Origin of the sequence: Pseudomonas sp. NFX1 (assembly GCF_051123555.1) — a bacterium.
Taxonomy (GTDB): domain Bacteria; phylum Pseudomonadota; class Gammaproteobacteria; order Pseudomonadales; family Pseudomonadaceae; genus Aquipseudomonas; species Aquipseudomonas capeferrum.
In genome coordinates this window covers 5,598,414-5,622,577 of the sequence record NZ_CP169366.1, presented here as the reverse complement: position 1 = coordinate 5,622,577, position 24,164 = coordinate 5,598,414, and the positions used below count along the sequence as shown (strand labels likewise).

The following is a 24,164-nucleotide window of genomic DNA, read 5'->3' as shown; positions in this document are numbered from 1 at the left end:
TTGCGGCTGGCTCAAGCGGTCACCCCGCCAGCACAGCCAGCAGCGGGCCCAGCACCAGGCTGGCGGCGGCCAGGCCCAGCAACAGACGTGGCTGGTACGGCAGGACGAACACCCAGAGGGTCACCCCCGCCATCAACACCGCGATCCACTCCACCAGGCCATGGCCCCAGCCCCGCAGTTGCACGCTGAGTGCCAGCGACAGCATCAGCAGCAGCCAGCCACCAACGCGCAGCAAGCGCACCTGCTGCGGGCGCGGCTTGCGCCCAAGCAGGTCGCTGAAGTGTTTTTCCATGGCCAGGCACAGGGCAGCGAAGCCTGCGAAGCCGATCAGCGCGATACCTAGCATCAGCCCACCTCGACCATGTCAGCAGCCGGTTTTTTTGCCGCACGCGAGGCGCGCTTGGCCACAGGTTTTGGGGCGCGCAGCATCTTGCTGGCCGCCCAGGCCAGGAACAGGCCGACGGCCAGCGCCGTGAGATCGAACCCGGCCATGGCCCAGTCGCCAACCTGCAGCGAATGATCAAGGCCCTGGCCGGTGGTCAGGCCATTGACCAGCGGCAGCAAGGCGAACGCCAGCGCGCCCAGTGCCAGTTGCTCACCCCAGGCGCGACGCCCGGGACGTAACACGGCATGCACCAGCGACAGCAGCCAGGCCAGGAAGAAGGCGTTGACCTCCCAGTCGGCGCGGCCTTCCAACGCCACAGGAACCAGCCGGTTAGCCCAGAAGAACCCCGCCACCGCCAGCAGCAGGCCGCTCATGCTGGCAATGTTGAGCACCTCGACCAGGCGCAACTCGCCCGGCATGTGCGCGCTCTTGGCATGCTTGAGCTGACGCTTGCCCAGCCACATCACCAGGCCTGTGCCGATCACCGCCGTGCCAGCCACACCGAACACGAAGTACAGCCAGCGCAGCCAGGGGCCGGCGAAATTGCCCATGTGCAGGCCGGCGAAGCTGAAGGCCGTCGCCATCGCCCCGCTCTCCGGCGCACCTTGGCTCAGCAGCGCGCCGTTGGTGCCGTCGAAGGTCCACTTGGCGCTGCGCTTGTAGGCGATGTTGTCGGCGGAGGCCTGGGTGAAGGTGACCTGGGCATTGCTGTCGCCGGGGTTCTGCAGCTGGATGTAGCCGATACGCGCACCTGGCACTTGTTCCTGAACCTTGCCGTACAGCATCGGCAACGGCACCAGCGGTGTCGCGACATTGGCCGCCTTGGGTGGATCGTCACGGCCGAACAGCTCGTTGAAGTATTCGCCGGTGTTGCCGCCGTAGCTGGCCAGGATGCCGGCAGGCATCACCATGTACATGAACAGCACCAGGCTGCTGTAGCTGATCATCAGGTGGAACGGCAGCACCAGCACACCGATTGCGTTGTGCCCGTCCAGCCAGGAGCGCTGGCCCTTGCCGGGGCGGAAGGTGAAGAACTCCTTGAAGATCTTCTTGTGGGTGATGATCCCGGTGACCAGGCCCACCAGCATGATGAAGGCACAGAAGGTCGACAGCCAACGGCCAAACGGATACGGCATCTCGAGCTGGAAGTGGAAGCGGTAGAAGAACTCGCCGCCGCGGCTGTCACGGGCATCGACCGGCTGGCCGGTCTGCGCGTCGAGGCTTTTGCTGACAAAGCCGCGCCGCCCCGCCTCGGGGTCGCGCCAGCTCACGCTCAGCGCAGCCTCCCGGGCATTGGGCAAACGGATCATCCAGCTGCCGGCGTGCGCGGCGTTGGCCTCCAGATAGCGCTGGGCCAGGCCCAGGCTGTTGACCGGGTCGAGCGCATGGCGGTGCACTTCGGGCTGGGTCCAGTGGTTGATCTCTTCCTTGAAGTACGACAGCGTGCCGGTGAGGAAGATGGCAAACAGCAGCCAGCCGAAGATCAGGCCGGCCCAGGTGTGCAGCCAGGCCATGGCCTGGCGGAAGCCTTCTTTCATGGGGTTTTCATCCAGTAGGCAATCCCGCTGGCCATGGCCATCAGCAGGCTGGGCAACAGCACGCCCAGCCAGGCACGCCAGGCGCTGCGGCAAGCGAAGCACCAGACGAAGGCCAGCAGGTAGAAGACGAACGACAGCAGCAAGCCGATGAGCGTCGCGTCTACCCGTGGCAGGGGCGCCAGCAACGCGATGCTGACACTGGCCATGGACGCCAGCAGATAACCGCCCAACAACGCGGCCAGGCAACGTGAAGCCACGGCCAGGCGGTAGCTGAGTGGTACGCCGGTGGCTTTGCTCTTCATGGCGGAGGTCCGGGCATTTTCGGGGCTGCAATAGTAATGATTTCAATTCTCATAAGCAAAGCATTGGCAGTCGTATGCCTGTTGCGCAGGAGGTTGCGCGGCCCTCGGCGTGCATTTGCAACAAGAAATTTATTTTCACAAAGGGCTTGAAATCATGCCTCGGTTGCCTGACCTTAGAGTCAAGAGGCGCAGAAATTCCAAGGGTCTCAAGGGCCTAGGCACGCCTCCATGCGAGCAAGCTGAATAAGGATTGAATCATGCAAATCCAGGTCAACAGCAGCAACCATATCGAAGGTAACGCCCGGCTCGACGAGTGGGTCCGCAGTACGCTGGAAAGCTCACTCGAACGTTACGAGGACGACCTCACCCGCATCGAGGTCCACCTGCGCGACGAGAACGGCGCCAAGCCCGGACCGCATGACAAACGTTGCCAGATGGAGGCTCGCCCGAAAGGCCACCAGCCGATTTCCGTGACCCACACCGCCACCTCGCTGGACCAGGCGGTCGATGGTGCCGCTACCAAGCTCAACCATGCGCTGGAACACTTCTACGGCAAGCTGCGCAGCAAGCGCGGTGTGCTGGAACTGAGTGACCCAGACGCCTGATGGTTGCAACAAAACGCCCGGCCTAGAGCCGGGCGTTTTCGTTTCTGCCGATCAACGGCGCTGAACCAACGAGGTTTTTGTCCGGTCAACCTGTGCAATCCATTTGCTGCAGAAGCATGACCATGAACAACCCATTCGAACTCATCAGCGCCGCCTTCGCCCCCGAGTACCGGATCAACCTGAGCATCGCCAACCTCGATGGCAGCATCATGCTGACCCTGTCCGACGACGCCGGCGTGGTCGCCAAGCGCCTGATCAGCCAGGCCCAGCGCAACGACCCGGTGCGCCTGCAGCGGGTCATCGACAGCATCCGCCTGGGCCTGGCCATCGAACTCGGCCAGAACCCCATGCAGGTGCTTGCCGCGCTGACCCGTGATGCGCAACACGCGCCGCGTCACTTCGTGGCCAACTAGGGTTTGGTCAGGGGCTACTTGCCCTCCTCCACTTCCTTGCCGTTGGCATCCAGCACCTTGGTCGAGGGGTAGCGGTACGAGGCGTAGCGCACCACCAGGATCGAGAACGCCAGCAGCAGGATGCCACCGCACAGGTACAGCAGGCCCTCATCCGGCGCCTTGTGGTGCGAGACATCGCCGATCAGCAGGCGCGTCAGCGCAGTGATCGCCACGTACAGCAGGAAGCGGATGGGCATGTGGTTGGTCTTGAAGTAGATCCCGACCATCGCCCCCAGCTCCAGGTAGATGAACAGCAGCAGGATGTCATCGACACTGACCCCGCCCTTGCCGAGCATGTCCAGAAACGTCACCACCGCCGCGTAGGCGGTGATGGCGCCAATGCCGAACAGCGCCAGATAATGGAATGCCTCGACACACAGGTTGCCCAGCGAGTCGGCCGAGCCGTGCAGGCCCTTGCGCAGCTTTTCAGCCCATTTGATGTTCACGATTGTCCCATTCCCCGATACGCCATGAAGGATAATGCGCCACCTCTGTGACGCTTGTGCCTTGCAGTTAAAGGGCCAGGCCCCCGCTTTGGAAGGCGACCGATTGCCGCAAGGCACCTGTGGGCTACGCTTTTGCGCAAGATTCTGGTTGCGCAACGATGCCCGATGCCATTACTGTATATAGATACAGTAAAACGCAACCCAACCAGCAAAAAGGCATAGAGGTGATGAATGGCCGTCGAAGTGGTGTACCGCAGCAGCCGCGACCCGGAGCGCTTGTTCATGGATAAGGCCGAAGCAGATCGTCACGACAAGATGCTCGAACTGGCCGAGCGCCTGGCCGAAGTGCTGCACAAGGCAGTGCCATCGCTGACCGAGCAACAGGTCGAAGAAGCCGGTATCTACATGGCCAAGAACCGTGATGTGTTCGCCCGGGCGTTCAAGAGCCAGCCAGACGCCTTGGCCGAGCTGCTCGATGGCCAAGCAGCCGAATAGTATCGCGCGGCATTTGGGGGCGCAGGTTTAACCGCTCCCACAGGCAACAACGCCGCACTCAACCGTAGAGCAACCGCTCCGCCAGCATCTGTGCCACCCGCGCCGGCGAACGTTTCTCCGCCTGGGCATGGCCAAACACTTCGGTCAGCCGCGTCGGAATACGCGCCAGGTGCGCTGTGATTGTGCTCAGGTCCTCACCCCGATGGGTCAATGCCACATAGATCAGCCCACCGGCATTGATGACATAGTCAGGCGCATACAAGATGCCGCGCGACTCCAGTTGGTCGGCCACCTGCAGGGTGGTCAGCTGATTGTTCGCCGCCCCCGCCACCGCCGCGCAACGCAGTTGCATCACGCTCTGCCCGTTGAGCACCGGCCCCACGCCACAAGGGGCGAAGATATCGCAGGGGGTGCTGATCAAGGCATCGTTGGTCACCGGGTGCGCATTGAACTGCTCGACTGCCAAGCGCACACGCCCAGGGTCCAGGTCACTCACCAGCAGCTCCGCCCCCGCCGCGTGCAATTGCTCGGCCAAGGCATAGCCAACGTTGCCCAAGCCTTGCACCGCAACCCGCAAGCCTTCCAGGTTGTAGCTGCCCAGGCGGGCATAGGACGTGGCGCGAATACCCGCGAACACCCCCATGGCGGCATGCGGTGAAGGGTCACCCGAGGCCGTGGTGCTGGTCACATGCGGGGTACTCTGGGCGATGCAGTCCATGTCCACGGTCGAGGTACCGCTGTCTACGGCGGTAATGAAACGCCCCTGCAGGGTGTCGACGAAACGGCCGAATGCCTCGAACAGCGCAGCGCGGTTTTCGACATGGGGGTTGCGCATGATCACCGCCTTGCCACCCCCCAGCGGCAAACCCGCCAGCGCGGCCTTGTAGCTCATGCCCTGGGCCAGGCGGATCGCGTCGGTCATGGCGCTCTCGTCATCGGCGTAAGGCAGGTAGCGACACCCGCCCATGGCGGGGCCCAGTTGCTCGCTGTGGATAACCACCACGGCCTTGAGCCCCGTGGGCGGGTCGATGAACAAGTGCAACGATTGGGTACGGGTACTTTGCATGAGTGCGAACATCGGCGGGCTCCCCAACGAGGTGCTCCTAGCAGTATAGGCACGCCCGCGAGGGTAGAGCCTTGGTCAGACCACTGGACGAAACAGCGCGCCACGGCTAATAGTTAAACGTGTGTGGAGATACCCCCATGAAGCCACGTCAAGCGTGCCTGGCCTGCCTGGAACGCGAGCCTGTCGCCCTGCTGGAAGCCGCATTGTGGATTGCCGCCGAGCACGACGCTGCTGTCGAGCCCGCGCACAGCCTCGCCCTGCTGCACGACCTGCACCGCGAGATCAACGCCAACCTGCCGATGCTGCCCCTGTGCGAACTGGCCCAGCCGCTGCTGCGCCAACTCAATGCACTGGGTTTTCAGCAAGACGAATATCACCCATTGCGGCCCCAAGCGGCGTTGCTGAACAACGTCCTGCAACGCCGCCGTGGCCAACCGTTGACCCTGGCCATTCTTGCGCTGGAGCTGGCGGGGCGCCTGTCCATCCCGCTGGAAGGCGTGGGCTTCCCCGGCCACTTCCTGCTGCGCGTGCCCGGCGCCGACCACCTGCTTGACCCCTGCGGTGGCAGGCGCCTGTACCCCAGCGACTGCCGTGACCTGCTGGCCCGCCAGTTCGGCCCGCACGTGCCACTGAACGCAGAGCACATGCGCACGGCCAGCCCACGGCAGATGCTGCAACGCCTGTCACGCAACCTGCGCCAGTTGCACATCAGCAACGACAACCACCTGGCCGCGCTGATCGATGCCGAGCGGGTCATGCAGCTGGGCCCGGTGCAAGTCAGCGACTACACCACCCGCGCTTCGCTGTACCAATCCCTGGATTGCCCGCAGGCCGAGCGCTTCGACCTGGAGCATGCCCTGCTACTGACGGACGACCCGGTGCAACGCCTGAAGCTGTCCGAACGTATCGGCAAACTCCCGGCGCCAACCCATTCCATTCACTGAACCGGGGTATCGGGCTGCTGCGAGGGGTGCGCCTTGGCGAACGCCGGGTGCTGGGCAGCCAGTGCCGCAACGCGACGCAGCCGCGGGTAGCCGCTGAGGTCAATGTTGAAGCGCTCGGCAGCGTACAGCTGCGGCAGCAGGTAGACATCCGCCAACCCCGGCTCATCGCCAAAGCAGAAGCCGTGCTCGTCGATCAGTTGCTCCACCGCCGACAGCCCTTGGCTGATCCAGTGCGCGATCCACTGGTTGACCTGGGCCTCGTCCTGGCCGGCCTGGCGCAGCAGGTTGAGCACGCTGACGTTGTGCAGCGGGTGAATGTCGCAACCGATGATCGCCGCCACACCGCGCACCTTGGCGCGCGCTTCGGCCGTGTCCGGCAGCAGCGCAGGCTGTGGATAAACCTCTTCCAGGTATTCGATGATCGCCGGTGACTGCACCAACAGCGCACCGCTGTCGGTGCGCAGGGCCGGCACTCGCCCCTGCGGGTTCACCGCGACATAGCCCGCATCGCGCTGCTCGCCCTTGAGCAGGTTGACCGGCAGTGACTGGTAATCCAGCCCCTTGAGCGCCAGCGCGATGCGTACCCGATAGGACGAGGTGGAACGGTAATAGGTGTACAGCTCCATACCCCTGCCCCCTCAGTTGGCCGCGATGACGGTGCCGCGGCATTCGCCGAAGCCGATGCTGGCCACGCCATCACGCGTGCACCGGGCGCGCAGGATGATCTCGTCGCCGTCTTCGAGGAACTTGCGCACCTCGCCACTGGCCAGTTCCACCGGCAGCTTGCCGCCCTCGGTGATCTCCAGCAGGCTGCCAAAGGAGCCCGGCGTTGCGCCCGACAACGTACCCGACCCGAACAGGTCGCCCGGTTGCAGCTGGCAACCGTTGACGCTGTGGTGGGCCACCATCTGCGCCACGGTCCAGTACATGCTGCGGGTGTTGCTCAGGGTCAGGCGGTGAGCGGCAAGGCCTTGCTCGCGCATGCGCTCGGTGAGCAGCAGCACTTCAAGCTCGATATCAAATGCGCCATTGGCTTGGTCACGCGCGTCCATCAGGTACGACAGCGGCTGCGGATCGCCTTGCGGGCGCGCCGGTTGTGCCGTGCGGAACGGCTCCAGGGCTTCGGCGGTCACCACCCAGGGCGAAACGCTGGTAATGAAACTCTTGGACAGGAACGGCCCCAATGGCTGGTATTCCCAGGCCTGGATATCACGCGCCGACCAGTCGTTGAGCAGGCAGAAGCCGGCCACATGCTCGGCGGCATCACCCACCGGGATCGACTGGCCCATGTCGTTGCCCTGGCCGATCCAGATACCCAGCTCCAGCTCGTAGTCCAGGCGTGCGCAGGGGCCGAAGCTCGGCTCGCTGTGCCCGGCCGGCAAGGTCTGGCCCTTGGGGCGGCGCACATCGGTACCGGACGGGCGAATGGTCGACGCACGGCCGTGATAACCGATTGGCACGTGCTTGTAGTTGGGCAGCAGCGGGTTGTCCGGGCGGAACAGCTTGCCGACGTTCTTGGCGTGTTCGATGCCGACATAGAAATCGGTGTAGTCGCCGATGCGGGCCGGTACATGCAGTTGGCAATCAGCGGCCGGGTACAGCGCGGCGTTGAGCGCCGACTGGTGTTCGCTGTGTTCGCCGAGCAGTACCAGCAAGCGCTCGCGCAGGGCCACACGGGCGCCACGGCCGAGGGCAAAGAAGGCGTTCAGCGCACCGCCGCGGGTGGCTTCTGCCGCCGCCTTGGCTTCACCTTCGAACAGCCCCGCGGCAAGTACTGCCTCCAGGTCAAGAATGGCATCGCCGATGGCCACGCCGCAGCGCAGCGCTTCACCCGGCCGGCTGAAGATGCCCAACGGCAGGTTCTGCAGCGGGAAATCGCTGTGCCCGTTGGCATGCTCGACCCAGCTACGGGTAATGGCGGTCTGGTTCATGGGTTATCTCCGGTTCGGGTTGAAGGTGCTCGGCAAGGTGGCCCAGCAACTATCGTAGTCGGCCTGCAATTGCGGGCATTCGAGTGCATGGCGGCTCGGGCGCAGCACTTGGCTGGTCTCGAACATGAAGGCCATGGTGTTGTCGATCTTGTGCGGCGCAAGGTCGGCGGCGATGGCCTTGTCGCAGGTATCGGCGTCCGGGCCGTGGGCGCTCATGACCCCGTGCAGCGAGGCGCCGCCAGGCAGGAAGCCCTCGGCCTTGGCATCGTAGGCACCCTGGATCAGGCCCATGAACTCGTTCATCAGGTTGCGGTGGAACCACGGTGGACGGAAGGTGTTCTCGGCCACCATCCAGCGCGGCGGGAAGATCACGAAGTCCATGTTGGCCAGGCCATGCACGCTGGTGGGCGAGGTCAGCACGGTGAAGATGGACGGGTCGGGGTGGTCGAAGCTGACCGTGCCAATGGTGTTGAAGCGGCGCAGGTCGTATTTGTAGGGCACGTTGCTGCCGTGCCAGGCGACCACGTCCAGCGGCGAATGCTGCAGCTCGCAGGCCCAGTGTTCGCCGAGAAACTTCTGCACCAGTTGCACGGGGCCTTCGGCCTCTTCGTAGTGCGCCACCGGGGTGAGGAAGTCACGCGGGTTGGCCAGGCCATTGCTGCCGATCGGCCCGAGGTCCGGGATACGCAGCGGCGCGCCATGGTTTTCGGCAAGGTAGCCACGGGCCTGGCCATCGAGCAGTTCGACGCGAAACTTCATGCCCCGCGGGATCACCGCGATTTCCAATGGCTCGACGTCCATGACCCCAAGCTCGGTGGCGATCCGCAGGCGGCCCTGTTCTGGCACCAGCAGCAGTTCACCGTCGGCATTGAAGAACACGCGCTCCATGGAGCGGTTGGCGCTGTAGATGTAGATGCTCACACCCGCCGGCTTGTCCGCTGGCGCATTGGCCACCATCGGCACCCAGCCTTCGATGAAGTCGGTGGGCTCGGCCGGGATCGGTTGCGGGTTCCAGCGCAGGCGGTTGGGTGTGACCGCCCCCAGCGGCCCGGCCAGTGGCTGGCGCGCCAGGCGTTCGAAACGGGGGTGCAATGCAGACGGGCGGATGCGATACAGCCAGGTGCGACGCAACTCACTGCGGCTCATGGTGAAGGCCGTGCCCGAAAGCAGTTCGGCATACAACCCATAGGGGGCTTTTTGCGGCGAGTTCTGCCCGACCGGCAAGGCGCCAGGCAGTGCTTCGCTGGCAAACTCGTTGCCGAAGCCGCTCAGGTAGTGAAGGTCGGGGGACGTGTCGCGGTTCATCGATGCCTCCGGGCTCTGGCAGAGCCGTTGCTGGCAGCTGGCTGCTGACCTGGCCCGGCGGTTTCCGAGGTCAGGCACTGGAGTGGCAGCACGTCTGCATTGTTTTTATCGTAATCAGATTACGAATAACGTAATTTGCTACGGGCAAGGCGTCAAGCTATAAAGGCGCCACTCGACGAATCCGGAAGCCTATGCCCATGGCCAAAGCCAGCTCACCCACTGATAACGGCAAGCAGAAGGTCCGCTCGGCGGAAGTCGGCACCGATATTCTCAAGGCACTCGCCGAACTCGCCCCCTCCACGTCGCTGTCACGCCTGGCAGAGCATGTGCAGATGCCGGCGAGCAAGGTGCACCGCTACCTGCAGGCGCTCATCGCCAGCGGTTTCGCCGAACAGGATGCGGCCACCAACCACTATGGCCTGGGGCGTGAAGCGTTGCGCGTGGGGTTGGCGGCGTTGGCCAGCATCGATGTGCTGAAGATCGCGGCGCTGCCGCTGTCGCAGTTGCGCGATGAGCTCAACGAAAGCTGCTTTATTGCCGTATGGGGCAACCAGGGCGCGACGGTGGTCAGCATTGAACCGGCGGTGCGCGCGGTCACGGTGGTGACCCAGATTGGCTCAGTGCTGCCGCTGCTCAGCTCGTCCACCGGGCTGGTGTTCGCCGCCCACCTGCCAGAGCGCGAGACCATCGACTTGCGCGACCGGGAGTTGACTGCGCTGCAGCACCAAGCCTGCGACTACGCAGCCTTGCTGGAAGGCATTCGCGTGCGTGGCCTGCACCATGTGCATGGCCTGCTGATGCCAGGTGTGGATGCGCTGTCGGCACCGGTGTTCAATGCCATGGGGCAGATCGCTGCGGTGATGACTGTGGTGGGGCCGACGTCGATATTCCATGCTGACGAACATGGCCCTGCGGCGCAGCGATTGTTGGCGGCTGCGCGGGATACCAGTTGGCGAATGGGGTATGCGCCTGCGGGTTGAGCGAAGTGGGGACTATTGCCCGAAACGTAAAGGTGAATGTCATAGGCGGCTATTTTTCCCGAGGGATCAAGCGCTTATTCTTGTCTCACTGGCCGGCATGAAGGGCACTACCCCCCGCCTTTCAGGCCTGCGAGGTTCACCGACGTAGATTTTGAAGCTCCTTGATCTAACGTCTCGATTGGCCGCTGCGATTGCAGCGGCCTTTTTTTTGGGTGATCGCCTGAGGGCTGGGAGGGGCAAGCCCCATCAAGACCACGCCACCTTCTGCTGCAAGAAACTCAGCGGTTGCTCACGAAAGGCCAGGTAATGCCGCAGCACCTGCACCGGCGCTTCGGTATGCGGGTAATGCCCGATGCCCTGCAGCAGCACGGTATCCGGCTGCGGCACCAGCTGCCGGTAGCGTTCGACCATGCGCCCTCCCGACACCGGGTCGACCACACCGTTGATGAAACGCATTGGCACCCCCTCGCGTTGCAACGCACCCACCCAACGCTCGCGATGCACGGTGCGCTCCGGCAAGTAGCCGACCAGCTTGTGCAAGATACGCGTGCCCCGGTTGGCGGCGATCAGGCTCCAGCAATCATCCAGCGCGCTTTCACTCGGATGGGTGCAGGGGCCATAGACCTGCGACACGTTGCGCACCAGGTCGTCCCGCCCGAACGAGCGCCCCACCAGCCAGCCCAGGCGGCTGAGCAACAGCTTCTGGATCAGCAGCATCCGGTAGCTCTCGGGGAACAGCCCGCTGTTGAGAAACACGCAACTGGCGATGTTAGCTCGCTGCTCGTGGTGCCGCGCCAGCAGCTCCTGGGCCACGCTGCCGCCATAGTCATGGGCCAGCAGGTGCACAGGCTGGTTGACCTTGAGATGGGCAAGCAACGCTTGTTGCAGGTCTGCCTGTTCCATCAGGCTGTAGGCATGGTTGACCGGCTTGGCCGAATCGCCAAAGCCGAGCATGTCGCAGGCAATCAGCCGAAAACGCTGCGCCAGGGGCGTCCATAGGTAGTGCCAGTCCCAGCTGGCGGTGGGGAAGCCATGTAACAGAAGCAGGGGCTCTCCTTGCCCTGCGGTCCAGTAGCGGATGCTCTGGCCCCGGAAGATGAAACTCTGTCCCCGGGTACGCCAGACGCACAATGGAATTTCGGCCAAAGGCATCAGATCGGTCCCGGTGGAGTTGTGTTGACGGAATAGGGCAAGGCTGCGGTCATTGCATGTTACCTCGGCACTTACATGTGCTCTCTATGTCGAGGCTGAGTCTAGCCAGCAGCCCATGGGCTGAAACTTGCGTTGCCAGCCAGCTTGATGACCTTGCGAGTCAGTGGCACGAACGGTCAGAGCAGCATGGCCAGCAGCGGTGCGGCGAACAGGTTCAGCAACCCGGTCAGGACCATGACCAGGCCGGCCACGGAACCTTCTTCGCGGCCCACTTCCTGCGCCCTGCTGACCCCGGCACCATGCGCGCCCACCCCGAACAACGCGCCCCGCGCCAGCGCGGTACGCAACGGCAACCAGCGCAGCAGCATACCGCCGAACAGGGCGCCCAGTACCCCAGTGAACATCACGAACACCGCAGTCAGTTCCGGCACGCCGCCCAGGTCGTGGGCCAGCGGCATGGCAAACGGCGTGGTGATCGAGCGCGGCACCAGCGACAGGCTGGTTGCATTGTCCAGCGCCAGCAGGTGGGCCAACCCCCACGAGCTGGCGATCGAGGCTGTGCTGCCCGCCAGCATGCCCATCATCAGCGCCGGCCAGTGACGCGCCAGCAGCGCCCGCTGTTGCCAGATGGGCACGGCGAACGCCACGGTCACCGGGCCGAGCACGGCCATCAGCCAATGGGTGTTGCGGGCGTATTCGGCATAGGCGGTATGCAGCGGCACGGCTACCGCCAGCAGCAATGCAGGCACCAGGATCAGCGGAGACAGCACATAGCGCCCGCTGCGCCGGTACAGCCAGCGGCTGCCCAGGTAGGCCAGCAAGGTCAGCGCCAGCCAGAACAACGGCATGGGTTCAAGGCTCATGGCGCAAGCTCCAGCGGCACACCAGTTCGACGGTGAGTGCGGTCACTACCATGACCATCAACGTGCTCACGGCAATCACCAACAGAATGCGCCAACCTTCTTCGCGCACCAGGGTGCCGTAATCGAGCAGGCTCATCAGCGCCGGAATGAAGAACAACAACATTTCGGCCATCAGCCAGCCGGCGCCCAGTTGCAGCGTGGCCGGCTTGACCACGCCACTGGCGAACAGCAGCAGAAGCAGTGCCAGCCCCATGACCCCGGCGGGTATCGGCCAGCCCAGCCAGGCAGCCAGCTGGCCGCCGAACAGGAACAAGGCATAGAGGGTCGCCAGCTCGACGAGCAGGCGCAGGGCTTTTTTCAGTAACGCGGGTTTCATGGGGGCTTCCTCGACAGGCCCTCATTTTAAGATTTGCCTGCCTAGGCCAGAAGCGAATTGTTAGACTGGCCTGCATTCCAGAATGGAATTGGAAACATGGAATTCAAACAACTGCGCAGCTTCATCGAAGTGGTCCACCGCGGGGGCTTTACCCAGGCGGCGCAGACCCTGCACATCAGCCAGTCGGCGGTGAGCAAGCAAGTGGCTCAGCTGGAGCAGGACGTGGGCCAGCCGCTGCTTGAACGGCAAGCCTCGCAACTGCACCTGACTGCGGCCGGGCGCATCGTGCTGGAGCGCGGCGAAGCACTGCTGCGCCAGCGCCAGGCATTGCTCAGCGAACTCGATGACCTCGGCCAGATGGCTCGCGGCGAACTGCGCCTGGGCTTGCCGATGCTGGGCAGCGATGCCCTGTTTGCCGGCCTGTTCGCCGAATACCGGCAACGCTACCCGAACATCACCATCCAGTTGCTTGAAGGCGGCAGCCGTAGCGTCGAGCAAGCGGTACGCAGCGGCGAGCTGGAACTCGGTGGTAGCCTCACGCCCAGTGACAGCGCCTTCGAGCACCAGCCTTTCTGCAACGAACCACTCGATGCCCTGCTGCCCGCCGGGCATGCGCTGGCGGGCGCGGATGGCGTGCATCTGCGGCAGCTGGCCGATACGCCGTTTCTACTGTATCAGCGCAGCTTCGTGCTCAATGACCGGTTGCTAAAGGCCTGCCAGCAACAGGGCTTCACCCCGAAAGAAGGCGGGCGCAGTGGCCAGGCGGATTTTCTGGTGGCGTTGGTGGCAGCGGGCCAGGGCGTGGTGTTGCTGCCCCGGGTGGTGGCCAAGGCGCTGGAACGCCCCGGGGTGGTGCGCTTGCCGCTGCAGGCGCCGCTGGACCTGCGCTGGGACATCGCGTTCATCTGGCGGCGGGGGGCGTACCTGTCACGGGCAGCGCAGGCGTGGTTGGCGTTGTTGCGTGAGCGCGCCCATTGAGTCGCAGGTTGGAGCGGGTCAGGCGTTGAGGGCCTGCGCAAACGAGGCCAACCACGGTTCGGCATCGGTTTCCGGGGTCACCGTCTCACTGGCATCCAGGCGCAGCATGGGCTGCACTTCATGCACCCCCAGCTCAGCGAACAGCTCACGCATCTGCTCGCCACCGCCGCAATAGGTATCACCATAACTGGAGTCGCCCAGCGCGATCACCGCGCCCGGCAGCCCGCGCCAGGCGGCGGGCAAGGTGTCGCGGATCATGCTGTACAGCGGCATGAGGTTGTCCGGCAGCTCACCCATGCCGGTGGTCGAAGTCACCGCCAGCAATGCCTCGGGGGCAAAACCTTCTACGTCCTGCAGGGTGGCACGCGCAGCATGCCAAGCCTCATGGCCCGCAGCCTTGAGCAACGATTCGGCATGGCGGGCGACTTCTTCGGCGGTGCCGTACACCGACCCGGAAATAATGGCGACTTTCATCGGGAAGAGGATTCCGAAACTGAGTGAAAACGTAGGATACTAGCATTCAACGCTGGCAAAAGGCCGCCTCGACCCAACTACCAGCCCCCCTTTTCTTGCCCAATGGCCCGAACATGATCAACGCGCAACTGCTGCAATCGATGGTCGATGCGTCCAACGACGGCATCGTGGTCGCCGAACAGGAAGGTGAAGACACCATCCTGATCTACGTGAACGCCGCCTTCGAGCGCCTCACCGGCTACTCCCGTGACGAGATCCTCTACCAGGATTGCCGCTTTCTGCAGGCCGACGACCGTGACCAGCTAGGCCGCGCGCGTATCCGCAAGGCCTTGGCCGAGGGCCGCCCATGCCGCGAAGTGCTGCGCAATTACCGCAAGGATGGCAGCGCCTTCTGGAACGAACTGTCAATCACCCCGGTGAGAAACGACGCCGAGCAGCGCACCTACTTCATCGGCATTCAGAAGGATGTCAGCCGCCAGGTCGAACTGGAGCGCGAACTGGCAGAAATGCACGCTCGTCCGAAATCCGATCTACGCTCCTGAACCAAGCGCGCCACGCACGGTCAATCCCGTTGAAGAAATCGCCACCGCCGAGTTCGATCATGCAAGCAGATGCGCTCCTGACCCAGGACGAGCTGGATTTCATACAGAACATGCAGCACTCGCCCCAGTTTAATCTGGCTGACACGATGTCCAGCCTGCTGGTCAATGGCGACCGCCGGATTCAGACCTTGCTCACCCGCCTGGTGGCCAACGAGCAGGTGACCTTGCAGGCGCAGTTCAACAACCAGCAGATCAGCTTTCCGCTGCAACTGGTGGAAGACGAGTTCCATGCCCTGCACCTGCAGCTGGGCTCCCCGGAAATTTACGAAGACGGCCCGATGCTGCGCCCATGGCGCTTGTCCATGGACCAGCCAAGCGCCTTGCTCGATGCACATGATCAGCAAAGCGGCCTGTGGGTTCGCGAGATCTCGTTCAAGGGCGCTTTGCTGGAGATCCGCGACCTGGCACAAGCCCCTGCGCGCTTCGAATTGTGCTTCGCACCTGCCGGCATTGCCCCTATCGAGCTGCACGGTGTGCTGCGTCGGCGCATTGGCCCCGACCTTGCGGCCTACGATTTGAGCTGCAGCCCCGCCGAAGAGATCGAGCGCCTGCGCGAATACATCCTGCAAGCCCATCGTCAGGCTCACCCGGAGCTGCACAGTCAGGTATCGAGCTGACCGGCCAAAAACTGTCGCAGCCGTTGGCGCATCACGCTGCCTTGTGCCCCCAGGCACGCTACCGGGCTGCCTGCCAGGCTGTCCTGGGCCAGCTCGGCCACTTCACCGGCCAGCAGCAACGGGCATTCAAGGCCCACCACCAAGCGCCCAAGGCGCTTGCTCAACTCGGCGGTCGGCGCCTGGTTGGAGAACAGCACCAAGGCATCAGGCCTGAACCGCTCGCAAATCAGCGTCAGCTCTTGCAAAGGCTGCCCTGGCGCCAACACGCTTACCTCCACCTCGTCGCACCCCAGCAACAAGGCTGTCACCAGCAATTCCAACTCGTGACAAGGCCCCGCCAATGGCGCCAGCAAGACGCTGCGGCTGCGCGGCATGCGCGATAGCTGCAAGCGCACGAACACGCGGCTGCGCAAGAACTGATCGAAAAACAGCCATTCACTGGCCTGGCCGAAGGCCCGCTGGCCGTAACCGCCCTGGCCTGCTGCCAGATCGTGCCACACCGGCATGAAGATTTCGCCGAACACCTGATCCAGCGAATGGCTCGCGAACGCCTTGTCGAACAGACGGTGCAGGCGCGTGCCATCAAAGCGCAGAACCGCCTCGTGTATCTGCTGCCGCCATCTCAGCCGGGCACTTTGCTCATCACCGTTTTCCTCCACCAGCGCCTGGCTGCGGACAAGGATGCTACCCACCTTGCTCACTGCAACGCCGCGCTCCAGCCAGCCGAGGATATTGCGGATATCATCGATATCGGCTTGGGAGTACAGGCGATGGCCACTGTCGGTACGGGTGGGCTGAATGAGCCCATAGCGGCGCTCCCAGGCGCGCAGGGTCACCGGGTTTACGCCCGTCAGGCGGGAGACTTCACGAATCGGGAACAGCTCCTGGTGTTGCAGTCCCTCGTCGACCGGCGAGGTACGTCCCTGTTTGCTCATCTGCACTGAGTACCCTGTGTGCGGAAGTTGAACGCGCATATTACTACGAAGAGCATAGTGCGCATGTTAACAACTGTTCGCCCCCTTGCTCTTGCCGTACGAAGCCATATCGCGATAATTCGCGCCCGATTCTTGCATGCATGCCTGCGTCGCCCACCACCCCGGGCGACGCCGCCAAGGGGCCAGCTACCCGCCAGCCCCGTCGTCAGGAGATACACGATGTCTACCCCACCCGTCACCCTGCTGGTGTCGCGCCGCGCTGCCCATGGCCGCTACCAGGCCCTGCTGGCCTGGCTCCACGAAGGCGAGCAACTGGCCACCGACTTTCCCGGCTACCTCGGTTCGGGCATCTTCGCACCGCCCCGAGATAGCGATGAATTCCAGATCATCTTTCGCTTCAGCGACGAACCCACCCTGCACGCCTGGGAACACTCCGCCTCACGCCGGGCCTGGCTGCAACGTGGCAACGGGCTGTTCGAACGCCCCAAAGAAGCGCGTGTGAGCGGTATCGATGACTGGTTTGGCACCAATAAGGTGCAAAAACCCCCACGCTGGAAGCAGGCAGTCGCCATCTGGCTGGCCTTTTTCCCGGTCTCGTTGCTGTTCAACCTATTGTTCGGGCATTGGCTGGCAGGCATGGACCTGGTGCCACGTGTAATGCTCAGTACCCTGGCCCTGACGCCTGTGATGGTGTACCTGTTCATCCCCCTCTCCACGCGCCTGCTGGCGGGCTGGCTGCAGGCTGCCCCGGCTACTGCTGCAGCCCTGCGCAGCCGCTGAGGGCTGGTCTACAAGAGGGAAACAGTTCGGGTATGCTGGGCGGCAACGAAAGGACAGACAAGTTGACCGCCCCGAACATGAACAGCCCAATTCTCGTTACCGGAGCCAGCCAGCGCGTCGGGCTGGCCCTGGCCCTCGAACTGGCGCAAGCCGGCCATACGGTGGTCAGTGCCAGCCGCAGCCTGCAGCCGCAGCCCGCACACCCCAACATCGTGCAGTTCCAGGCCGACCTGTGCCAGGCTGCCGACCGCCAGGCGCTGATCGACTACCTGCAAGGCCACTACGACGGCTTGCGCGCGATCATCCACAACGCGTCCCTGTGGCTCGACGATGGCCTGGCCAACCTCGACACCATGTTCCGCCTGCACGTCGAAGCGCCCTACCACCTCAACCTGGCCCTCGGCGAGATGCTGGGCAAGGCAGGCAGCGTGGGCAAGGCCGACATCATCCACATTTGCGATGAAACCTCTTCGCGGGGCAGCAAGAGCCACATCGGCTACGCCGCCACCAAGGCCGCGCTGCAGAACATGGTGCTGTCGTTCGCCGAAAAGTACGCGCCCAAGGTGCACGTCAACGGTATCCTGCCCGGGCTGCTGATCCTCAAGGAAGGGGGTGACGAAGCCTACCGCCAGCAGACCCTGAAAAAGGCCCTGCTGGAATTCGAGCCCGGCGCCGGCCCGCTGATCGACACGGTCAAATACCTGCTCGAAAGCCAGTACAGTACCGGTAGCCAGGTGGTCATCAACGGTGGCCGCCACCTGAAGAATCGCATGACCTGAGAGAAGCCCATGACCCCGCAACAACAGCTCGAACTCGAAGCCGCCGCGTTCCGGCGCCTGGTCGACCACCTGCAAAAACGCACCGACGTGCAGAACATCGACCTGATGAACCTGTCCGGCTTCTGCCGCAACTGCCTGTCCAAGTGGTACAAGGCCGCTGCCGACGAGCGCCAAGTCGATGTCAGCCTGGATGACGCCCGCGAAGCGGTGTACGGCATGCCCTACGCCGAGTGGAAAGCCCAATACCAGAAAGAAGCCAGCGCCGAACAACACGCGGCGTTCGAAAAAGGAAAACCTCGTGACTGATCTGAACACCCTGCGCGCCAGCCTGAAAAGCGGCGAACACGTCTTTGCCGATACCTTGGCGTTCATCGCCGCCCACTACAGCTATCAGCCACAGGCCTTCAACAACGGCGGCGTGGAAAATGCCGCCGGGCAGAACGAAGGCTCGTGCAAGACCCTGGGGCTGGCGCTGCTGGAAGGCTTGAGCGATGAAGAGGCCCTGCTGGCCTTCGGTGAGCATTATCGCGATGTGGTGGCCACGCCTGAGGGCAGCGACCATGGCAATATCCGTGCGCTGATCGCGCATGGCCTGGCTGGGGTGAAGTTCACCGGGCAGCCACTTTCGCGTAAGGCTTGAAATTACTGGGGCCGCTTTGCGGCCCTTTCGCGACGCGAGGCGCGCCTACAACGTTAGGCGACCCCTGTTATTTGATGACCGTCCCCGGCACCTCTTCGGGCAAGCCGCCCTGCTGCAACCACGCCAAGGCAATCGGCCACAGGCTGCCCCGAAAGCGGTCATGGAAAAACGCAAAATGGCCAATTTCCTCGACCGAGATATCCACAGGTGCAATACGCAGGTGCTGACGCTCAGCCCCCTGCAGGTACCCTAGCAATCGCTCTGTAGCCGCCACAGTGCCAAACGGGTCATCGGTCAGGCTGATTGCCAGCGTCGCCGCCCGCACCTGTGCAAACGGCACCCTCTGCAACCGTTGCCCGCTTGGCCGGTGCTCATAGCGTGGCGTACGGGTCGTCCAGTCGTGCACCACTCCGGCCGGCGTGTCTTCCATCCAGCCCAGGCGCTTGCCGGGGAAGTAACCGAACGCACGGGTCAGCAAGGGCATCACCAGATGCCATTTTCCGAACAGCCGCCAACGCTGATCAGCGGCGTAATCGCGCCAGTAGGCGAACTGCGCACCCACCATCACCACCCGCCTGACCTGCCCGGCAGACGGTGCCAACCCCACCGCGCAACCACCGAAGCTATGCCCCACCACATCCACCGGTTGCCCGGGAAATGCCTGCGCGGCGTGGGCCAGCATGGCTTCGAAGTCCAGCCGGCCCCAGTCGCTCCAGGACGCCTGAAAACCGCGCAGTGAAGGCGGCCGTGATTCGCCGATGCCTCGGTAATCGTAGGTCAGCACATCACAGCCTTGGGCGAACAGGTAGTCGGCAAAGCGAGCGTAATAGCGGCAACGCACGGAGGTGGCGGCGTTGATGATCACCAGCGGGCGCTGGGGGTTGGCCTGGGCGTGGCGCCAGCAGAAGCCGCCGAGGCTGTAGCCGTCGGCTGCGGTGTGGCGAAAGGCGGTGGCCGGTTGGGTGAGGCTGCTCATGGCGCGCGTCCTGTTGTTGTGCGCCAACGCTAGCAAAAAAATCGGGGGCTGTACCGGCCTCTTCGCGGGGCAAGCCCGCTCCTACAGGATCCCCATTGAGCCAAAGCCTTGTGGAGCACCGGTGGGAGCGGGCTTGCCCCGCGAAGAGGGCGGTACAGCCCCCTCATGTTTCGGCTGTGCTTACAGCTCGATGCAGTCGAACTTCACATCGGTGGCCACGTCTTCGTCGTAGTTGACGTCAGCGCGCTCGAAGCCGAACAGGTTGAGGAACTGCTTCTTGTAACCGGCATAGTCGGTCAGCTCGAACAGGTTCTCGGTGGTGACTTGCGGCCACATGGCCTTGCAGGCGTCCTGCACGTCATCACGCAGTTCCCAGTCGTCCAGGCGCAGGCGGCTCTTCTCGTCGACTGCGGCCGGGGCACCGTCTGCACGGTACAGGCGATCACGGAACATGCGGTCCAGCTGGTCCTGGGTACCCTCGTGAACACCCTTCTCCTGCATGATCTTGAAGACCATCGACAGGTACAACGGCATCACCGGAATGGCCGAGCTGGCCTGGGTGACCACCGACTTCAGCACGGCCACGTTGGCGCCGCCGTTGATTTCGCCGGCCAGTTTCTGGTCAAGGCGCAGCGCGGTTTCGTCCAGGTCCTGCTTGGCCTTGCCCAGGGCACCGTGCCAGTAGATCGGCCAGGTGATCTCGGTACCGATGTAGCTGAAGGCCACGGTGCGGGCGCCTTCAGCGAGCACGTCGGCACCGGCCAGGGCATCGATCCACAGCTGCCAGTCCTGGCCACCCATGACGGTGACGGTGTCAGCGATTTCCTGCTCGGAAGCCGGCTCGATGCTGGCCTCGATGATGGTGTCCTTGTTGGTGTCGATGGCGGTCGACTTGTACGGCTGGCCGATAGGCTTGAGCGCCGAGCGAATCACTTCACCGGTTTGCGGCAGCTTGCGCACGGGGGAGGCCAGGGAGTAGATGACCAGGTCGACCTTGCCACCCATTTCGTTCTTGATCAGCTCGATAACTTTGGCACGGGCCTCGTCGGAGAACGCATCACCGTTGATCGACTTGCTGTACAGGCCTTCGGCCTTGGCGAACTTGTCGAAGGCGGCGGAGTTGTACCAGCCCGCAGTACCGGCCTTGGTCTCGGTACCTGCTTTTTCGAAGAACACGCCCAGGGTGTCGGCCTTGAAGCCGAACGCTGCGGTGATGCGGGCCGCCAGGCCGTAGCCGCTGGAAGCACCAATCACCAGGACCTTCTTCGGGCCATCCTCGCGCACGCCCAGCTTGCGGGTGGCTTCGATCTGGTCACGGACGTTGAGCTCGCAGCCCTTCGGATGGGTCGTGGTGCAGATGAAACCGCGGACCTTAGGATGAATGATGGCCAATGTCTGTACCTCGTCAGGTTTATGCCAGGGAAGCGCCGCCACGGGCGATTCCGATTGATCAGAGGGTGAGACTACCCCCGCCAGTTATCCGACACATATTACGGGGTGATTGGGGGGGATACAAAACCGTGCGCATCTTGCGCTGCACCGTACAAGCCGCCTAGCGCTGCCGACGGCGGCCGGTGATCATCGACAGGGGCAGGTTCTCGCCCAGGCGCAGGCTTTCGACGATGGCCGCCAATACATGCACGCAGACCAACGCCAGCACCGCGTCGGCCAGAAAGCGGTGCAGGCTCGTCGGCCAGTCGGCGCCCCACAGGGCGTCGACCTCTTGCGACGCCCAACCGGTCAGGCCCAGGCCGGCGATGCCGGTGAGCATCAGCAGCATCACCAGGGCGCCGATCGGCGAATGCCCCAGGCGATGGTAGGGCTGCCCGCTTATCAGCGCGCGGGCGTGGGCGGCCAGGCGTGCCGGGGTCGGCCAGAAGTCGGCCCAGCGCGCGCTTTGCGGCCCGACGAAGCCCCAAACCAGGCGCAACAGCACGCACGCCAGCCCGTAATAGCCCAACCACTGGTGCCAGTCGTCGCCCTCTTCATTGAAAAAATAATCCGCGAAGAACACCGTGGCCAACGACAGGTGGCACAGCCGCAGGAGCGGGTCCCACAGCTGTACCGTGGGGCGGGCCTTCAATCGTGATACTCGGTCTTGACCGCCTTGCCGCTGACCGGGTCATGGTAGATCTCGATCTTGCGGCCATCCTTGTCGAAACCATAGATTTCGTAGCAGTTGCCTTTGGTGACCTTGAACTTGCTGATCTTGTAGCCCTGATCCTTGAGCTGGGCCTGGAATTTGCCCGGGTCTTGCCAGGTGCTTTTGTCTGCAGTGGTGCACTGGGTGGCGGCGAATGCTGTGCTGCTGCCGATCAGGAGGGTAAGAGCGATCAAGATGCGCATGGCCATGAGCTCCGTTGCGTTGAGTGAAACAGCACGACATCCAGCTTAGACCCAGGGTCAGCGCCTTGCCTGCAGGGCCGGCATCATTCATTTGTTTTCCAGAACAATCGCAAAGAAAAACAAACTTAACAAATGAACCAAACCCGCCGATGCTGACAACATCCTGCCCTCGCGGCGCCCACCCTTGCACGGAGAACAACAACATGAACGACGTGGTCATCGTCGCCGCCACCCGCACCGCCATTGGCAGCTTCCAGGGCGCCTTGGCCACAGTGCCCGCCGTCGACCTCGGCGCAGCCGTGATCAAGCGCCTGCTGGAACAGACCCAATTGGACCCTGCCCTGGTCGACGAAGTGATCCTCGGCCAGGTACTCACCGCCGGCGCCGGCCAGAACCCGGCCCGCCAGGCCGCGATCAAGGCTGGCCTGCCCTACAGCGTGCCCGCGCTGACGCTCAACAAGGTCTGCGGCTCGGGCCTCAAGGCCCTGCACCTGGCAGCCCAGGCTATTCGCTGCGGTGACGCCGAGGTGGTGATTGCCGGCGGCCAGGAAAACATGAGCCTGGCACCCTACGTCATGCCTTCGGCCCGCACCGGCCAGCGCATGGGCCACGGTCAACTGGTCGACAGCATGATCACCGACGGCCTGTGGGACGCCTTCAACGACTACCACATGGGCATTACCGCCGAGAACCTGGTGGACAAGTACGGCCTCAGCCGTGAACAACAGGACGCCTTCGCCGCCGAGTCCCAGCGCAAGGCCGTGGCCGCGATCGAGGCCGGCCGATTCAAGGACGAGATCACGCCGATCGTGATGCCGCAGAAAAAGGGCGAGCCCACGGTCTTCGAGCGCGACGAACAACCCCGCCCAGGTACCACTGCCGAGTCCCTGGGCAAGTTGCGCGCAGCCTTCAAGAAAGAGGGCAGCGTGACGGCCGGCAATGCTTCCAGCCTCAATGATGGCGCCGCTGCCGTATTGCTGATGAGTGCCGCCAAGGCCAAGGCCCTGGGCTTGCCGGTACTGGCGAGGATCGCGGCCTATGCCAGTGCGGGCGTGGACCCGGCGGTCATGGGTATCGGCCCGGTTTCGGCTACCCAACGCTGCCTGGACAAGGCGGGCTGGCAGCTGGCGGACCTGGACCTGATCGAAGCCAACGAGGCCTTTGCCGCGCAGGCGTTGGCGGTGGGCAAGGCCCTGGAATGGGATGCGGCGCGGGTCAATGTGAATGGCGGGGCGATTGCCCTGGGCCACCCGATCGGTGCGTCGGGGTGCCGGGTGCTGGTGACCCTGTTGCACGAGATGATCAAGCGAGATGCCAAGAAAGGGCTGGCCACGTTGTGCATTGGTGGTGGCCAGGGGGTAGCGCTGGCGATCGAGCGTTGATCAGTCATTGATGCCTGCAGGCTCGGCCTCTTCGCGAATAGACCCGCGAAGAGGCCGGGCCTGGTTACTCAGAAGCGCTCATCGGCAATCGCTGGCAGTGTCAGCTCACGCACATAACTGGCCGCCGACAGTTCCAGCATCGTGCGTACCATCAGCACCACATCGTGCAGCGGAATCAGCCCCCCTTCCCCGCGCGCCGCGGCTTCTGCCACTGGCACATCCAAGCCATCCTCGGTGTTCAGGTAGCCCAGGTTCAGGCACGTCACACCAAGGCCCTGCTCGCGATACCCTTCACGCAAGGCTTCGGCAATACCGCGCAGGGCGAACTTGGACGCGGCAAAGGTCACTTCAGGGCGCCCGCTTTGCGGCAGGCCCGAGGTGGAACCGGTAAGCAGGATCCGTGGCTTTTCGCTTTCGAGCAGCATCGGCAGCAAGCGCTTGATCAGCAGGATGGTGGCCGTGATGTTGCAGTCGACCATGCCTTGCAGTTCGGCATCGCGGTCGGCAAGAAAGCTGTAGTGCTCTGCAAACGCCTCGGCTTCCCACAACCCGAGGTTGTAGATGAGGGTATCCACGCCACCGCCCGCCAGCGCCTGGGCAATGGCCTCGACGGCGGCGGCCGGCTGAGCGAGGTCGGCCGCAATCCACTGCACCTCGACATCCTTGCTGGCCACCACCCGCTCGGGGCGCGAACGGGACACACCGATCAGCGTATCGCCCGGTTTGCCCAGCCCTTCCATGAAGGCCTTGCCCAGCCCCTTGCTGGCGCCGACTACCAGAACTCTCATCGCATCATTCCCTGTCGATTACGTTTC

The 24,164-nt window shown here is 63.7% G+C and carries 31 protein-coding genes; 13 read left to right on the top strand and 18 right to left on the bottom strand.

Annotated elements, in window-relative coordinates; translation table 11 throughout:
- Positions 1 to 19: 19 nt before the first annotated feature.
- Genes DJ563_RS25325 through DJ563_RS25315 form a run of 3 tightly spaced genes read right to left on the bottom strand, consistent with a single transcriptional unit; the run spans position 20 to position 2,225 of the window.
- Complete coding sequence (locus DJ563_RS25325) at positions 20 to 346, bottom strand: DUF3325 domain-containing protein (protein ID WP_274099885.1); 327 nt, start codon at positions 344 to 346, stop codon at positions 20 to 22.
- Positions 346 to 1,923 (bottom strand): PepSY-associated TM helix domain-containing protein, encoded by a 1,578-nt coding sequence (locus tag DJ563_RS25320; protein ID WP_434518529.1) that lies wholly within the window; start codon positions 1,921 to 1,923, stop codon positions 346 to 348. Before DJ563_RS25320 ends, DJ563_RS25325 begins: the two co-directional genes overlap by 1 nt.
- The gene (locus DJ563_RS25315) at positions 1,920 to 2,225 is read right to left on the bottom strand and encodes a DUF3649 domain-containing protein (protein ID WP_434518528.1); all 306 of its coding nucleotides are present in this window, start codon (positions 2,223 to 2,225) and stop codon (positions 1,920 to 1,922) included. Before DJ563_RS25315 ends, DJ563_RS25320 begins: the two co-directional genes overlap by 4 nt.
- 257 nt (positions 2,226 to 2,482) lie before the next feature.
- Between DJ563_RS25315 and DJ563_RS25310 the strand changes: the two genes are divergently transcribed.
- Both DJ563_RS25310 and DJ563_RS25305 read left to right on the top strand, forming a co-directional pair.
- Positions 2,483 to 2,830 (top strand): HPF/RaiA family ribosome-associated protein, encoded by a 348-nt coding sequence (locus DJ563_RS25310; RefSeq protein WP_027595269.1) that lies wholly within the window; start codon positions 2,483 to 2,485, stop codon positions 2,828 to 2,830.
- A gap of 122 nt (positions 2,831 to 2,952) precedes the next feature.
- Positions 2,953 to 3,243 (top strand): DUF3509 domain-containing protein, encoded by a 291-nt coding sequence (locus DJ563_RS25305; RefSeq protein WP_434518527.1) that lies wholly within the window; start codon positions 2,953 to 2,955, stop codon positions 3,241 to 3,243.
- 14 nt (positions 3,244 to 3,257) lie between these two features.
- Here DJ563_RS25305 and DJ563_RS25300 read toward each other — a convergent pair whose 3' ends face one another.
- On the bottom strand, positions 3,258 to 3,728 hold the full coding sequence (locus DJ563_RS25300; RefSeq protein ID WP_012274137.1) for a phosphate-starvation-inducible protein PsiE: 471 nt from the start codon (positions 3,726 to 3,728) through the stop codon (positions 3,258 to 3,260).
- 231 nt (positions 3,729 to 3,959) lie between these two features.
- On the opposite strand from DJ563_RS25300, the gene DJ563_RS25295 reads away from it, so the two are divergent.
- Positions 3,960 to 4,223, top strand: coding sequence for a YebG family protein (locus DJ563_RS25295; protein WP_033702906.1), 264 nt, complete (start codon positions 3,960 to 3,962; stop codon positions 4,221 to 4,223).
- Positions 4,224 to 4,281: 58 nt separating this feature from the next.
- Here the strand turns inward: DJ563_RS25295 and DJ563_RS25290 are convergent, their stop codons facing one another.
- Positions 4,282 to 5,301 carry a Leu/Phe/Val dehydrogenase gene (locus tag DJ563_RS25290; RefSeq protein ID WP_033702907.1) on the bottom strand — a complete coding sequence of 340 codons (1,020 nt, stop codon included), beginning with the start codon at positions 5,299 to 5,301 and terminating at the stop codon, positions 4,282 to 4,284.
- 125 nt (positions 5,302 to 5,426) lie between these two features.
- On the opposite strand from DJ563_RS25290, the gene DJ563_RS25285 reads away from it, so the two are divergent.
- Positions 5,427 to 6,233: a SirB1 family protein gene (locus tag DJ563_RS25285; RefSeq protein WP_033702908.1), complete on the top strand. Its 807-nt coding sequence runs from the start codon at positions 5,427 to 5,429 to the stop codon at positions 6,231 to 6,233.
- Here the strand turns inward: DJ563_RS25285 and maiA are convergent.
- From maiA to hmgA, 3 genes are read right to left on the bottom strand one after another with little or no spacing between them, the layout of a single operon-like run.
- On the bottom strand, positions 6,227 to 6,859 hold the full coding sequence (maiA, locus tag DJ563_RS25280) for a maleylacetoacetate isomerase (RefSeq protein WP_434518526.1): 633 nt from the start codon (positions 6,857 to 6,859) through the stop codon (positions 6,227 to 6,229). The genes DJ563_RS25285 and maiA overlap by 7 nt on opposite strands.
- A 12-nt stretch (positions 6,860 to 6,871) precedes the next feature.
- Positions 6,872 to 8,164 (bottom strand): fumarylacetoacetase, encoded by a 1,293-nt coding sequence (fahA, locus tag DJ563_RS25275; protein WP_033702910.1) that lies wholly within the window; start codon positions 8,162 to 8,164, stop codon positions 6,872 to 6,874.
- Between the two features lie 3 nt (positions 8,165 to 8,167).
- On the bottom strand, positions 8,168 to 9,469 hold the full coding sequence (gene hmgA / locus DJ563_RS25270) for a homogentisate 1,2-dioxygenase (RefSeq protein ID WP_274099716.1): 1,302 nt from the start codon (positions 9,467 to 9,469) through the stop codon (positions 8,168 to 8,170).
- 197 nt (positions 9,470 to 9,666) lie between these two features.
- On the opposite strand from hmgA, the gene DJ563_RS25265 reads away from it, so the two are divergent.
- Positions 9,667 to 10,449 carry an IclR family transcriptional regulator gene (locus DJ563_RS25265; RefSeq protein WP_274099717.1) on the top strand — a complete coding sequence of 261 codons (783 nt, stop codon included), beginning with the start codon at positions 9,667 to 9,669 and terminating at the stop codon, positions 10,447 to 10,449.
- Positions 10,450 to 10,695: 246 nt separating this feature from the next.
- On the opposite strand, the gene DJ563_RS25260 is transcribed toward DJ563_RS25265, so the two are convergent.
- The 3 genes from DJ563_RS25260 to DJ563_RS25250 form a co-directional block, all read right to left on the bottom strand.
- Entirely contained in the window at positions 10,696 to 11,601 is a 906-nt protein-coding gene (locus DJ563_RS25260) for an alpha/beta fold hydrolase (protein ID WP_434518525.1), read from the bottom strand.
- A gap of 176 nt (positions 11,602 to 11,777) precedes the next feature.
- Positions 11,778 to 12,464 carry an LrgB family protein gene (locus DJ563_RS25255; RefSeq protein WP_274099718.1) on the bottom strand — a complete coding sequence of 229 codons (687 nt, stop codon included), beginning with the start codon at positions 12,462 to 12,464 and terminating at the stop codon, positions 11,778 to 11,780.
- The gene (locus tag DJ563_RS25250) at positions 12,454 to 12,840 is read right to left on the bottom strand and encodes a CidA/LrgA family protein (protein ID WP_274099719.1); all 387 of its coding nucleotides are present in this window, start codon (positions 12,838 to 12,840) and stop codon (positions 12,454 to 12,456) included. The genes DJ563_RS25255 and DJ563_RS25250 overlap by 11 nt, the downstream gene beginning before the upstream one ends.
- 96 nt (positions 12,841 to 12,936) lie before the next feature.
- Here DJ563_RS25250 and DJ563_RS25245 point away from each other — a divergent pair, with 96 nt between their 5' ends.
- A complete protein-coding gene (locus DJ563_RS25245) occupies positions 12,937 to 13,818 on the top strand; it encodes a LysR substrate-binding domain-containing protein (RefSeq protein ID WP_434518524.1) in 882 nt (293 codons plus the stop codon).
- 18 nt (positions 13,819 to 13,836) lie between these two features.
- On the opposite strand, the gene DJ563_RS25240 is transcribed toward DJ563_RS25245, so the two are convergent.
- Complete coding sequence (locus DJ563_RS25240; protein ID WP_434518523.1) at positions 13,837 to 14,292, bottom strand: flavodoxin; 456 nt, start codon at positions 14,290 to 14,292, stop codon at positions 13,837 to 13,839.
- A 113-nt stretch (positions 14,293 to 14,405) separates the two neighbouring features.
- On the opposite strand from DJ563_RS25240, the gene DJ563_RS25235 reads away from it, so the two are divergent.
- Both DJ563_RS25235 and DJ563_RS25230 read left to right on the top strand, forming a co-directional pair.
- Positions 14,406 to 14,834, top strand: a complete 429-nt coding sequence (locus DJ563_RS25235) for a PAS domain S-box protein (protein ID WP_274099722.1) — start codon at positions 14,406 to 14,408, stop codon at positions 14,832 to 14,834.
- A 59-nt stretch (positions 14,835 to 14,893) separates the two neighbouring features.
- Positions 14,894 to 15,511 carry a hypothetical protein gene (locus DJ563_RS25230; protein ID WP_274099723.1) on the top strand — a complete coding sequence of 206 codons (618 nt, stop codon included), beginning with the start codon at positions 14,894 to 14,896 and terminating at the stop codon, positions 15,509 to 15,511.
- Here the strand turns inward: DJ563_RS25230 and DJ563_RS25225 are convergent.
- Positions 15,496 to 16,446 carry a MerR family transcriptional regulator gene (locus tag DJ563_RS25225; protein ID WP_434518522.1) on the bottom strand — a complete coding sequence of 317 codons (951 nt, stop codon included), beginning with the start codon at positions 16,444 to 16,446 and terminating at the stop codon, positions 15,496 to 15,498. The two genes, DJ563_RS25230 and DJ563_RS25225, sit on opposite strands and share 16 nt — an antisense overlap.
- Positions 16,447 to 16,665: 219 nt before the next feature.
- Between DJ563_RS25225 and DJ563_RS25220 the strand changes: the two genes are divergently transcribed.
- From DJ563_RS25220 to DJ563_RS25205, 4 genes are read left to right on the top strand one after another with little or no spacing between them, the layout of a single operon-like run.
- Complete coding sequence (locus DJ563_RS25220) at positions 16,666 to 17,226, top strand: antibiotic biosynthesis monooxygenase (RefSeq protein ID WP_274099725.1); 561 nt, start codon at positions 16,666 to 16,668, stop codon at positions 17,224 to 17,226.
- A 32-nt stretch (positions 17,227 to 17,258) separates the two neighbouring features.
- Positions 17,259 to 18,005: a dihydromonapterin reductase gene (gene folM / locus DJ563_RS25215; protein WP_274099726.1), complete on the top strand. Its 747-nt coding sequence runs from the start codon at positions 17,259 to 17,261 to the stop codon at positions 18,003 to 18,005.
- A gap of 9 nt (positions 18,006 to 18,014) precedes the next feature.
- A complete protein-coding gene (locus tag DJ563_RS25210) occupies positions 18,015 to 18,311 on the top strand; it encodes a DUF1244 domain-containing protein (RefSeq protein WP_033702921.1) in 297 nt (98 codons plus the stop codon).
- Positions 18,304 to 18,645: a HopJ type III effector protein gene (locus tag DJ563_RS25205; RefSeq protein WP_033702922.1), complete on the top strand. Its 342-nt coding sequence runs from the start codon at positions 18,304 to 18,306 to the stop codon at positions 18,643 to 18,645. Before DJ563_RS25210 ends, DJ563_RS25205 begins: the two co-directional genes overlap by 8 nt.
- A gap of 67 nt (positions 18,646 to 18,712) precedes the next feature.
- Here the strand turns inward: DJ563_RS25205 and DJ563_RS25200 are convergent, their stop codons facing one another.
- The 4 genes from DJ563_RS25200 to DJ563_RS25185 all read right to left on the bottom strand — a co-directional run bounded on the left by DJ563_RS25200 (position 18,713) and on the right by DJ563_RS25185 (position 21,967).
- Positions 18,713 to 19,621, bottom strand: a complete 909-nt coding sequence (locus DJ563_RS25200) for an alpha/beta hydrolase family protein (RefSeq protein ID WP_274099727.1) — start codon at positions 19,619 to 19,621, stop codon at positions 18,713 to 18,715.
- Between the two features lie 180 nt (positions 19,622 to 19,801).
- Complete coding sequence (fabV, locus tag DJ563_RS25195; RefSeq protein WP_274099611.1) at positions 19,802 to 21,013, bottom strand: enoyl-ACP reductase FabV; 1,212 nt, start codon at positions 21,011 to 21,013, stop codon at positions 19,802 to 19,804.
- Between the two features lie 160 nt (positions 21,014 to 21,173).
- Positions 21,174 to 21,704: a cytochrome b/b6 domain-containing protein gene (locus tag DJ563_RS25190; protein WP_434518521.1), complete on the bottom strand. Its 531-nt coding sequence runs from the start codon at positions 21,702 to 21,704 to the stop codon at positions 21,174 to 21,176.
- Positions 21,701 to 21,967: a PepSY domain-containing protein gene (locus DJ563_RS25185; RefSeq protein WP_047582639.1), complete on the bottom strand. Its 267-nt coding sequence runs from the start codon at positions 21,965 to 21,967 to the stop codon at positions 21,701 to 21,703. Before DJ563_RS25185 ends, DJ563_RS25190 begins: the two co-directional genes overlap by 4 nt.
- 203 nt (positions 21,968 to 22,170) lie before the next feature.
- Between DJ563_RS25185 and DJ563_RS25180 the strand changes: the two genes are divergently transcribed.
- Complete coding sequence (locus DJ563_RS25180; protein ID WP_434518520.1) at positions 22,171 to 23,349, top strand: acetyl-CoA C-acetyltransferase; 1,179 nt, start codon at positions 22,171 to 22,173, stop codon at positions 23,347 to 23,349.
- A gap of 68 nt (positions 23,350 to 23,417) precedes the next feature.
- Here DJ563_RS25180 and DJ563_RS25175 read toward each other — a convergent pair whose 3' ends face one another.
- Complete coding sequence (locus tag DJ563_RS25175; protein WP_186658871.1) at positions 23,418 to 24,137, bottom strand: SDR family NAD(P)-dependent oxidoreductase; 720 nt, start codon at positions 24,135 to 24,137, stop codon at positions 23,418 to 23,420.
- Positions 24,138 to 24,164 lie beyond the last annotated feature (27 nt).

Bases quoted from the DNA above. Each gene is read 5' to 3' on its own strand.
- DJ563_RS25325 (WP_274099885.1), bottom strand. From the start codon at position 346: ATGCTAGGTATCGCGCTGATCGGCTTCGCAGGCTTCGCTGCCCTGTGC.
- DJ563_RS25320 (WP_434518529.1), bottom strand. From the start codon at position 1,923: ATGAAAGAAGGCTTCCGCCAGGCCATGGCCTGGCTGCACACCTGGGCC.
- DJ563_RS25315 (WP_434518528.1), bottom strand. From the start codon at position 2,225: ATGAAGAGCAAAGCCACCGGCGTACCACTCAGCTACCGCCTGGCCGTG.
- DJ563_RS25310 (WP_027595269.1), top strand. From the start codon at position 2,483: ATGCAAATCCAGGTCAACAGCAGCAACCATATCGAAGGTAACGCCCGG.
- DJ563_RS25305 (WP_434518527.1), top strand. From the start codon at position 2,953: ATGAACAACCCATTCGAACTCATCAGCGCCGCCTTCGCCCCCGAGTAC.
- DJ563_RS25295 (WP_033702906.1), top strand. From the start codon at position 3,960: ATGGCCGTCGAAGTGGTGTACCGCAGCAGCCGCGACCCGGAGCGCTTG.
- DJ563_RS25290 (WP_033702907.1), bottom strand. From the start codon at position 5,301: ATGTTCGCACTCATGCAAAGTACCCGTACCCAATCGTTGCACTTGTTC.
- DJ563_RS25285 (WP_033702908.1), top strand. From the start codon at position 5,427: ATGAAGCCACGTCAAGCGTGCCTGGCCTGCCTGGAACGCGAGCCTGTC.
- maiA (WP_434518526.1), bottom strand. From the start codon at position 6,859: ATGGAGCTGTACACCTATTACCGTTCCACCTCGTCCTATCGGGTACGC.
- fahA (WP_033702910.1), bottom strand. From the start codon at position 8,164: ATGAACCAGACCGCCATTACCCGTAGCTGGGTCGAGCATGCCAACGGG.
- hmgA (WP_274099716.1), bottom strand. From the start codon at position 9,469: ATGAACCGCGACACGTCCCCCGACCTTCACTACCTGAGCGGCTTCGGC.
- DJ563_RS25265 (WP_274099717.1), top strand. From the start codon at position 9,667: ATGGCCAAAGCCAGCTCACCCACTGATAACGGCAAGCAGAAGGTCCGC.
- DJ563_RS25260 (WP_434518525.1), bottom strand. From the start codon at position 11,601: ATGCCTTTGGCCGAAATTCCATTGTGCGTCTGGCGTACCCGGGGACAG.
- DJ563_RS25255 (WP_274099718.1), bottom strand. From the start codon at position 12,464: ATGAGCCTTGAACCCATGCCGTTGTTCTGGCTGGCGCTGACCTTGCTG.
- DJ563_RS25250 (WP_274099719.1), bottom strand. From the start codon at position 12,840: ATGAAACCCGCGTTACTGAAAAAAGCCCTGCGCCTGCTCGTCGAGCTG.
- DJ563_RS25245 (WP_434518524.1), top strand. From the start codon at position 12,937: ATGGAATTCAAACAACTGCGCAGCTTCATCGAAGTGGTCCACCGCGGG.
- DJ563_RS25240 (WP_434518523.1), bottom strand. From the start codon at position 14,292: ATGAAAGTCGCCATTATTTCCGGGTCGGTGTACGGCACCGCCGAAGAA.
- DJ563_RS25235 (WP_274099722.1), top strand. From the start codon at position 14,406: ATGATCAACGCGCAACTGCTGCAATCGATGGTCGATGCGTCCAACGAC.
- DJ563_RS25230 (WP_274099723.1), top strand. From the start codon at position 14,894: ATGCAAGCAGATGCGCTCCTGACCCAGGACGAGCTGGATTTCATACAG.
- DJ563_RS25225 (WP_434518522.1), bottom strand. From the start codon at position 16,446: ATGAGCAAACAGGGACGTACCTCGCCGGTCGACGAGGGACTGCAACAC.
- DJ563_RS25220 (WP_274099725.1), top strand. From the start codon at position 16,666: ATGTCTACCCCACCCGTCACCCTGCTGGTGTCGCGCCGCGCTGCCCAT.
- folM (WP_274099726.1), top strand. From the start codon at position 17,259: ATGCTGGGCGGCAACGAAAGGACAGACAAGTTGACCGCCCCGAACATG.
- DJ563_RS25210 (WP_033702921.1), top strand. From the start codon at position 18,015: ATGACCCCGCAACAACAGCTCGAACTCGAAGCCGCCGCGTTCCGGCGC.
- DJ563_RS25200 (WP_274099727.1), bottom strand. From the start codon at position 19,621: ATGAGCAGCCTCACCCAACCGGCCACCGCCTTTCGCCACACCGCAGCC.
- DJ563_RS25185 (WP_047582639.1), bottom strand. From the start codon at position 21,967: ATGCGCATCTTGATCGCTCTTACCCTCCTGATCGGCAGCAGCACAGCA.
- DJ563_RS25180 (WP_434518520.1), top strand. From the start codon at position 22,171: ATGAACGACGTGGTCATCGTCGCCGCCACCCGCACCGCCATTGGCAGC.
- DJ563_RS25175 (WP_186658871.1), bottom strand. From the start codon at position 24,137: ATGAGAGTTCTGGTAGTCGGCGCCAGCAAGGGGCTGGGCAAGGCCTTC.